Genomic DNA, 9,486 nt, shown 5'->3' with positions numbered 1-9,486 from the left:
ACGTATCTCTCCTCGCGAAATAGATAGAGGTAAAGTAACTCCTCATAAATGACCGCCCTTGTCAAGGAACTAGTCATGCGTGTCTTTTCTCCGGCATTAAATTGCCAATGGTAGTCGGCAAAAGCGATCACTCCTGATATACCATTGAGATATGGGTGCCTTCAAAGAGCTGAATTTGAATCGAAACAAGCGCATCTTCTTTTCATCGCTCACACTTTCGCAGTGCAAGCTTTTTTAGTTGTGCGGACATAGCAAATAACTCTGACTCTGGATGTATGAAAATGTGCATGGAATGAGAATATTTTTGAATTATGCTGAGAGTGCATCTTGGTGGTGGGTTGTAGAATGGTTGCCACAATATTAACAACGTAGTGTATCATGATGTGTGCTGTCGAATCTTGGCTGGAGGGTATCGATGCTGTGAGATACATGAGCTGCTGCAGCGTGGTTAGGAGCGTGATTCACGACTGCGCTTATGACTTCCTGATTTTGTACATGGATGAAAAATGATGGTCATCGGACGGGCCAACGGGGTTCCCAGGCTGCTAAGGATACGTTTCACATACCTTAAAAATAATGAAGTTGTCTTTTGCAATACGGGAGATGTGGGACGGATTTACTGGATATGATGCTATGGACAGGGAATCTTACAGTTTGGCCTATACAACTGCCATGCTGTTTCAATTACAATCAGTGCCCCCATACATTGTCTAAAAAAGAGAACAGCTTATGTACTTATGAAGCCATTTCGGGAAGCAGTGAGGGCATGTTGTCCTGCTTGATGTCCATGGAGCTTCTGTTGAACAACTTCTATGTTCTGCAAGCCATTAAGCAAAGTCCTCATATCGGGCGAAAATAACTGGATCTTCTCAGTCAGATAGATCACGATTTTTAAAAACTAAGACATGATCGGAGTCGCCATATAAATTTCTCAAATCCTCTTATTGCCCAAAATTTCACAATAAATCCTTATATCCCTTTTTTCCTCCCAATACTTTCTAGCTATTTTAAATATACAAACTTTAAAACCGATTAGCATGGGACAAAAGTTCCAAATTGATAGATTTCATGAAATCCATAAATAACCCATATTATTCTATTATTTTTATATCTTCAAATACAATAATTTCACTTTTTTTATTAAATTGAATACCGATCATGACCCGTTAACGTGATTTAAGACAAAATTTTTGATTTTATAAATTGATAAAATCAAAATGACGTAGACTTGCAAAAAAGTCCAAAACCCTTGTATCAAAACAAATTTTACGTTACACATCATTAACACAAATGTAACAAATCAATTCTGACATCATCCGACAAATTTCAACTTTTTCAGCAATATTCTTTAATCACCTATATAATGGAATTTATTCACATCAAGCTGAAGTGATTCAAAATTAATAACTCTTCATTTTTTAAATAGATAGTGACTTTTCATAGCTCTTTTGAACTAATTCACATGCAAAATTTTCTTTAATTTTCTTCTGAAATTTCAGTTCAGATTAAATTTTTCTCTAATTTTAGCTAGAAACTTTGCTTTTTATTTAATAGAAACGTTTTGATCTTCCTTTAAAAGTATAAATTTTTAGAAAAATCATAACTATGGAACTATTTTTTTCGCAAAATTCAATGAACCGGAAACATAAAAATAGCAAGTCTCCATGTTGCAAGAGACTTGCTATTTTTATGTTTTGGCGACTTGACCCTTAAGAATGAAGTGAATACTGCCACAGCGAACGTACCAGAAACATTTGTTGTGTGATGTATACTGTGTACGAATCGAATCGTTTTTGTTGCCGAGCGCATCACAACCGATTGAGCTTCTGCCCTGTGATCAGACATGGAACAAATCCTTTGCAACCACTCACCAGATATCCAGACAAACAATCGTATATCACGTCTTTTAGATGACAAGGGATTCCCGCGGCTGTCCACATTAACCGATTCAAACTGGTGCGAGAACTGAACCGGATAATCAGAGCTTGGCTTCTACGCCTACTTTGCTGCAATAAGAATCGTTCTTCACCCATCCACTACATCTGCTTGTAAATCTGTTGCAATTTCAATCATCTTAGGCACGACAGCCTCATTGGAAATAGCCACGTACACATCCCCCATGTAATGACGAAAAGGTATTTCTACGTCAGCATACTTCCACATGAAAAAATCTCCCTCGATCGACATGGTGCTCTCAGCACCTTGTATGATAAGCTCCCGTGAATACGAAAAGTCTGGCTGGGATGCAAAGTAATCTTTGCACTCCTCCAGGGAAATGGATTGCTCCACAGGATTTTCCTGCATGGAACGGGTGATTCGAAAACGCTGGTTCATTGATCTGCCTCCACAATTATGATTAAGAAATTCTGACTCTTATACCTTATAATGTCCACATGATGATGTTAATTAAGTTGGAACTATATGGATATTCATTATACTTTCAAGCAGTTACTTTTTAGGACGCATGTTCAAACTGACTGTTGTATAGATCGGCATAGAAGCCGCCTTTTGCTAGCAATTCCTCATGGTTACCCATTTCGATAATGTCACCGTCCTTCATGACCAGAATCAGATCCGCATTCTTGATCGTCGAAAGTCGGTGAGCAATCACAAAGGAGGTTTTCCCCACAGTCAGCTGGTCCATCGCTTGTTGAATCAGCAATTCCGTACGCGTATCGACCGAGCTTGTGGCCTCATCCAGAATGAGCATAGGTGAATCTTCAATCATCGCCCTTGCAATGGTAATCAATTGCTTTTGACCCGCAGAGAGATTGGCTTTGTCATCCAGAACTGTATCATATCCCTGCGGCAGTGTTTTAATGAAACTGTGCAGTCCCACCGCTCTACATGCAGCTTCTACCTGCTCATCAGTAACATGATCTTTGGAAAAGACGATATTGTCACGAATCGTTCCTTCGAACAGCCAGGTATCCTGAAGCACCATACAGAATAATTCATGAATATTCTCACGCGTTAATTGGCTGATCGGGGTTCCGTCAATGTAGATTTCTCCATCGTTCAGCTCATAAAACCGCATGAGTAAATTCACGAGCGTGGTCTTACCAGCGCCTGTCGGACCGACAATGGCGACTTTCTGACCAGCTTTAGCTTTCATAGAGAAGTCTTTGATAATCATATGGTCTTCGTTATAACCGAAACGAACACGTTTGAATTCAACATCCCCTTTGGCGTTATCCAGCTTCATAGTCTTGTCACTTTCATCCGCCAGTTCTTCTTCACCCAAAAATTCGAATACACGTTCACTGGCAGCGGCCGCCGATTGCAGATTGGTTGCAGCCTGTGCCAGCTGTGACAAGGGCTGTGTAAACAGACGAATATACACCATGAAGGCGACAATAGTTCCGATGGTTATAGTCTGTTGGTTGACCAGCAAAGCTCCCACAACACAGACCGCGACATAACCAAAATTTCCAATGAACATCATGACTGGCATCATCAGACCAGACATGAACTGGGACTTCCATGCATTTGTATATAAGCGGGTGTTAATGCCATGAAACACTTCCTTGGCTGCTTGTTCCCCGTTATAGACCTTGACTACGTTATGACCAGCATAGGTTTCTTCGATATGACCGTTGATCTGGCCAAGCTCCGCTTGCTGTGCTACAAAATATTTCTGTGAATGCTTCATAATCACGCTCATCAGGCTAAAGCCGATCAGCGTAGCTACAATTCCGGTAACGGTCATGATCCAGTTCGTATACAGCATCATAATCAAAGCACCCACAAAGGTAGCCAGCGCACTAACAAGCGTGCCGAGACTGTTGTTTAGCGTTTGTCCGATGGTATCGACATCGTTTGTTACGCGGCTAAGCACATTACCGTAACTCGTAGAGTCAAAATACTTCAAAGGCATATGATCGATTTTTCGAGACAGCTCTGTTCGCATCTTCTTTGTAAGACGCTGTGAGACGGTTGCTGTAATGAAGCCCTGAAAATAGTTAAAAATAAGACCAAATCCATATAAAAGCGCTAATACAAAAACAATCTTCTGAACAGCACTTACATCAATCCCGGTTACGATTCCTTCCTGAATCAGGTTGGCAATATCACTGAGCTTATCTGGGCCAATCACGTTGAGGGTAGAGCCGACCAGGGCCAGTACCATAGCGAGTATAATCATAGGCACATAGGCCTTGCTGTAGGATGCAAGCTGGCTGATGGTCTTTTTAAAATTATTTGCTTTTTCACCACCACCCCTGCCCCCCGCGGGACCTTTGCCCATGGGACCTGGCTGATTCATTTTCATTTGCTGGCTGTCGACGGTGTGTTCATTCTTATCCATGTATGAGTTCCTCCTTCGAAAGCTGCGAATATGCGATCTCCTGATAGGTGCTGCAGTTCGTCATCAGCTCTTCATGCGTGCCACTCCCTACAATCTCCCCCTGGTCCAGCACGATAATTCGGTCAGCGTCTTTGATAGTGCCTATGCGCTGACCAACAATAAGTGTCGTAGCGTGGCCGGTTTCTTTTTTGAGAGCGGAGCGCAGAATCCGATCTGTTCTGTAATCTAGTGCCGAGAAGGAATCATCGAAAATATAAATTTCCGGCTGTCGGTAGATGGCACGCGCAATCGACAGCCGTTGCTTTTGACCACCGGACACGTTCGCTCCACCTTGCGAAATTCTACCCTGATACTGACCATCCATTTTTTCAACAAACTCCGTTCCTTGAGCAATACCAACGGCTTCTTTGACGAGTTTCTCTGAAGCTCCTGCTCTTCCGTTAACACCATACGAAACGTTGGATACCACCGTACCGTTGAACAGTACAGCTCTCTGGGGAACATATCCGATTTTGTTATGGAGTGCCTGCTGATTATAGTTCCTGACATTCACACCGTCCACGAGTACCTCTCCCTCGGTCACATCATAGAAGCGGGGAATTAGATTGATCACGCTGGTTTTGCCGCTGCCTGTAGCGCCAATAAAGGCAACCGTCTCGCCTCGTTTCGCCGTAAAGCTAATATTGCGAAGCACGGCCTCCTCCGCGTCCGGATATTTGAAGCTGACATTACGGAATTCCACTTGCCCCATAACGCTTTCTTCTCCAGTCGTCTCATGCCCGTTAACGATACTGGATTCGGTATTCAAAACCTCCATGATCCGTTTGGCAGAAATCGAAGCTCGAGGCATCAGGAAGAAAATCATACTTACCATCATAAAGGCCATGACCACCTGCACCGCATAAGAGGAGAATACGACCATATTAGAGAATAGCGTAATGCGGTCCGGCACGGCCGCTCCGTTAATCAGGTAAGTGCCAACCCAATAGATCGAGACACTCAGACCCGACATAATAAAGGTCATACCCGGGCCAACCATTGCCATTAACCGGTTCGCAAACAGGTTTGTATTCGTCAATTCGGCATTAGCCTGCCCGAACTTCTCCTCCTGATACTGATCTGCATTATAAGCGCGCACCACCCGAAGCCCGGTCAGATGCTCACGTGTTACTCTGTTCAGATTATCGGTGAGACGTTGGATTTTTTGGAAACTCGGAAGAGCGAAAATAACAATGACACTCAGCATCAGGATCAGGACAGCCACAGCCACTCCTGTAGAGGCGGTCCACTGCCAGTTTTTATCCGCAATTTTTGCAATGGCCCACACGGCCAGAATCGGCGCCTTGATGATCACCTGCAGCCCCAGCGCAACCACCGTTTGAATTTGGGTAACATCGTTCGTGGAGCGGGTGATAAGGCTGGCTGTTGAAAAGTTGTTCATCTCTTCCATGGAAAAAGATAAGGCCTTGTCAAAGACCATCGCACGCAGACGCATGGCCAGCCCTGCCGCGACCTTTGCCGCAAAATAGCCGACAATAATAGATGCAATCATACTGCCGACGGCACAAAACAACATGTAACTGCCGGGAATCAGCAGTTCGGACATAGGTGTTCCTTCTGTTTGCAGCTTGGTCGTAATTTCCGCCATATAATCAGGTAGCTTCAGATCAAGCCAAACCTGCACAACGATGAAAGCCAGGCTGCAAAGCACGAGCATCCATTCATTTTTTTTGAGATATTTGAATATCTTTAGCATTCCGTTGCTCTCCTTTTATCTGATAGTCTTTGATGTCTGGTGAAGTATGGTGCTCCTGCGTCTGCATAGAAATTCAGCTTCTAGAGACAATAAGCTTAATGAGCCGGATCAGTTCTTTGGCATCCTGTTCGTCTAACTTTCGAAGAACATTCTCGGTCCATGTGATTCCTTCCTTATGCCTATCAATCATAAATTGCTTACCTGAATCCGTAATGAATACAATCACCTTACGTTTGTCATTGACATCAGTACGCCGTACAACTAGTCCTTTCTTCTCAAGGCTCTTCAGTGCCGTTGCTACTCGTCCCGTACTGACGGACAAGTATTCGCTCAAGTGGCCAGAGGTAACCCCGTCCTTATTGAAATTCAGACAAATGAGAATCCCCATTTCGCCACGTGAGAAGTGCCCTCGTTCCTCTAATGCTGGTTTCCGCGATTTGACGATATACTCGAATAGTTCTGTCGCTAATGCTTTATAATCCAATGGTCACAACACCTTCTCGCTAATACCTTATAGTATGAGATAATTAATCTTATAGTATAAGATAATAATAATGTTGGGTTACAAAGTCAATTAGAGAAAATATGGAATACAAAAAATCCTCCGTAACCAGCTTGTATTTTCACCAAATTTTCCACACAAAAAGTTCAATGGAAATGCCAAAAACTCGAGGAGTGGTTTGCAAGGCTTTTACCAACCTTCACTTCTAACATTGATAGCTACATTGCATTGTAACGTCCATGGTATGAATAACCATCTTATAGTGCCACATATCACAACACCTAAGAGCTAAAACCGAATCTCATCTTATGTATCTTCCTCTGACATGCTCTCTGTGGTCGCATAGTTCATTGAATTAGACCTTCTGTAGAGTACCTTGATAGAGTACTTTACAAAAGGTCTAAAGGACGTACTTTTTTCGCTTAATCGACCATTTCCATTTCAAAGTCTTTTATCGTTGCATTCGGTCTTAAAATCTTTTCCTGGTCAAATATAGCTAGCGGTTCACCACCATTTTAACTTTGACAGGCCAATTATGATTAGCAAGAGCTCAGTCTTAGAACCCTGTAGTATACTGTGTAGGGATTGCAGTTTCTTTTTTCAATTTTGATGCGGCTTCCAGTGACCAATAAGGATTTCTCAACATCCCTCTACCCACAGCAACCAGATCGGCCTCTTCATTTCCGATAACTGCATTCGCCAATATTGGATCTTCTAGTCTTCCAACGGCCATCACTGGAATATCCAAAGCTTCTTTGATCTCTTTTGCTAAGGGGACTTGATACGCTGCGTGAGTTCCTGGTCTGCCCCATGCAGCTATAGGTCCCTCACCGCCAGATGAAATATCAAACATATCTACTCCTGCCTTTTGATATTCCTTGGCAAAAGCAATGCTTTCCTTAATACCATATCCACCTTCTACGTATTCTTTGGCAGAAATACGCATCAAGAGCGGCATATCTTCTGGCATTTCACCCTTCGCTGCCTGGATGATTTCCCGACCAAAAAGGGTAAGGTCTTTACCATATTCATCTTCCCGTTTGTTCGTAAGCGGCGAATGAAATTGATGAACCAAATAGCCATGTGCACCATGAATTTCAATGCTGTCGAATCCAGCCTTGACAGCGCGAGCTACAGCAGCACGAAATTTCTCAACCAGGCCTTTAACCTCTTCTGTTGTAAGCGCGCGAGGTTGTTTTGAATTTTCATCAAATGCAATAGCAGATGGTGCTACAGGAACTTCAGCATCTTCCGCCTTGCGTCCGGCATGCGCGATCTGGATTCCCACTTTGGCACCGTAGCTATGACAAGCATCTACAATCCGTTTGAGAGCAGGAATCTGCTCATCTGACCATAAACCAAGATCAAAATCGGAGATACGACCATCCGGCTCTACATCTGTCATTTCAATTATGATAAAACCAGCTCCGCCTACTGCACGGCTAACATAGTGCATATAATGCCAATCTGTGGCAACCCCGTCCTTTTTTTCAACCGAGTATTGGCACATTGGAGGCATAACTACGCGATTTTTCAATTCCAAACCTTTAATTGTATAGGGACTAAATAAATCTTTCATGTGAGAAAGACTCCTCTCTGAGTTATATTAGGAAATACAACAACAAAATGCATGCACACGCATATATACTAACATGTTTGTTTCATTTGTCAACTCTAAGCATGATTTCAAAACTTCAAAGTAAGATTACGTCATTTACTCGTTTGTTGTAGTAAGCCACTTCTTCGTCTATATCGTAAAACCGGCATTGCCTGACCACGTAGTCATCGGAGCCATACGCTATTCTTCATAGTGATCCCGCTTTTTAAATTAATTAATGCACATTTTGATTGCTTATTTTTCAAAAAAATACGTGGATGATTTGAATAAACTGTGAGCGCTTCTGGTTTCCACTAGGAAGCGCTCGTACTGTATATTAATTTTTGATGTGGAGGAAAATCTACATTCTCATGCTCTCCATAAAAAAGCTCAATGCGTTGGACACCCACTTCTTGGGATGAAGAACAAGCTGAATTTCCAGCTTGAGCTCGGCATGCTCAAAGGGTAACACCTTCAGCTCTTCCCGTTCAATCTCCTCCAGCGCAGCCATTAGAGGTAGAATGGATATACCCTCTCCAGTCTTGATGCTCCGTTTGATCGCTTCCGGATTACCCAGCTCTAGGCTTACGCGATAGGTGATTCCATTTGCTCGAAGCACTCTCTCCAGCAGTTGTCTGTAGTTGCACGTATGCTCGGGCATAATCCACTCCGCATCCACCAGATCATCCAGGCCTATTCGCTCTTTAGCGATAAGCGGATGGTTCGGATGGACAATCAGCACAAGCGGTTCTTCTCGAATCGTAATCCACTGCAAGGCCGGATTGCTTGAATCGTCCGCGAGGATCAGTCCAACATCGGCCTCCCCTTCCCTGACCTGGTGCAAAATCATCTCTTCGCGATCCGTATGCAATCGTATGTTTAGATCAGGGTATTCTTTGCGAGTTGCCTGCATAAACGGCGGCAGAAAATACGAAGCGATGGAATCCATAGTACCGATCGTCATAGAGCCGCCGCCCTGCTTGGCCAATTTTTCTTTCGATTGCTCGAAAAGCTCCAGCATTTGTCCAGCAAGCTTGAACAGTTCTTCCCCGGCAGAGGTAAGACGAATCTTGTTGTTGCTGTAGCGTTCGAACAATTTGACTTGATACGTTTTCTCCAGCTTCTGAATCTGGGTCGTGACGCTGGATTGTGCGTAACCGAGCACTTCTGCTGCTCTCGTAAAGCTTTCACGAATAGCAACTTCCCGAAATGTCTGAAGATAAATGAAATCCATTCTGGCCACCCCATCGAAAATTTTGATTAGAATCATCGCTTATTATAGATAACTCCGATGCTGTCTCCTATGTTACATTAGATTTAATTCA

6 protein-coding genes are annotated in these 9,486 nt (G+C 43.2%); all 6 read right to left on the bottom strand.

All coding sequences use genetic code 11. The features are described 5' to 3' along the window. Window positions 1-2,025 precede the first annotated feature (2,025 nt). The 6 genes from MKY98_RS12605 to MKY98_RS12580 all read right to left on the bottom strand — a co-directional run bounded on the left by MKY98_RS12605 (window position 2,026) and on the right by MKY98_RS12580 (window position 9,395). Window positions 2,026-2,334, bottom strand: coding sequence for a hypothetical protein (locus MKY98_RS12605; protein WP_039275163.1), 309 nt, complete (start codon window positions 2,332-2,334; stop codon window positions 2,026-2,028). Between the two features lie 121 nt (window positions 2,335-2,455). Beyond that, window positions 2,456-4,306 (bottom strand): ABC transporter ATP-binding protein, encoded by a 1,851-nt coding sequence (locus MKY98_RS12600; protein WP_069011341.1) that lies wholly within the window; start codon window positions 4,304-4,306, stop codon window positions 2,456-2,458. Then, complete coding sequence (locus MKY98_RS12595) at window positions 4,299-6,062, bottom strand: ABC transporter ATP-binding protein (RefSeq protein WP_039275165.1); 1,764 nt, start codon at window positions 6,060-6,062, stop codon at window positions 4,299-4,301. Before MKY98_RS12595 ends, MKY98_RS12600 begins: the two co-directional genes overlap by 8 nt. Window positions 6,063-6,135: 73 nt before the next feature. Continuing rightward, window positions 6,136-6,546: a MarR family winged helix-turn-helix transcriptional regulator gene (locus MKY98_RS12590; RefSeq protein WP_069011340.1), complete on the bottom strand. Its 411-nt coding sequence runs from the start codon at window positions 6,544-6,546 to the stop codon at window positions 6,136-6,138. Between the two features lie 574 nt (window positions 6,547-7,120). After that, entirely contained in the window at window positions 7,121-8,143 is a 1,023-nt protein-coding gene (locus MKY98_RS12585; protein WP_069011339.1) for an NADH:flavin oxidoreductase/NADH oxidase, read from the bottom strand. A gap of 379 nt (window positions 8,144-8,522) precedes the next feature. Continuing rightward, window positions 8,523-9,395 (bottom strand): LysR family transcriptional regulator, encoded by an 873-nt coding sequence (locus MKY98_RS12580; protein ID WP_069011343.1) that lies wholly within the window; start codon window positions 9,393-9,395, stop codon window positions 8,523-8,525. Window positions 9,396-9,486: the final 91 nt, after the last annotated feature.

Source organism: Paenibacillus sp. FSL M8-0228 (genome assembly GCF_038007385.1).
Lineage (GTDB): Bacteria > Bacillota > Bacilli > Paenibacillales > Paenibacillaceae > Paenibacillus > Paenibacillus polymyxa_D.
Note: the sequence above shows the minus strand (reverse complement) of the source record. Positions and strands in the feature narration are given on the sequence as shown.

Excerpts from the sequence above, each read along its gene's own strand:
- MKY98_RS12605 (WP_039275163.1), bottom strand. The coding sequence starts at position 2,334 with ATGAACCAGCGTTTTCGAATCACCCGTTCCATGCAGGAAAATCCTGTG.
- MKY98_RS12585 (WP_069011339.1), bottom strand. The coding sequence starts at position 8,143 with ATGAAAGATTTATTTAGTCCCTATACAATTAAAGGTTTGGAATTGAAA.
- MKY98_RS12580 (WP_069011343.1), bottom strand. The coding sequence starts at position 9,395 with ATGGATTTCATTTATCTTCAGACATTTCGGGAAGTTGCTATTCGTGAA.
- MKY98_RS12600 (WP_069011341.1), bottom strand. The coding sequence starts at position 4,306 with ATGGATAAGAATGAACACACCGTCGACAGCCAGCAAATGAAAATGAAT.
- MKY98_RS12595 (WP_039275165.1), bottom strand. The coding sequence starts at position 6,062 with ATGCTAAAGATATTCAAATATCTCAAAAAAAATGAATGGATGCTCGTG.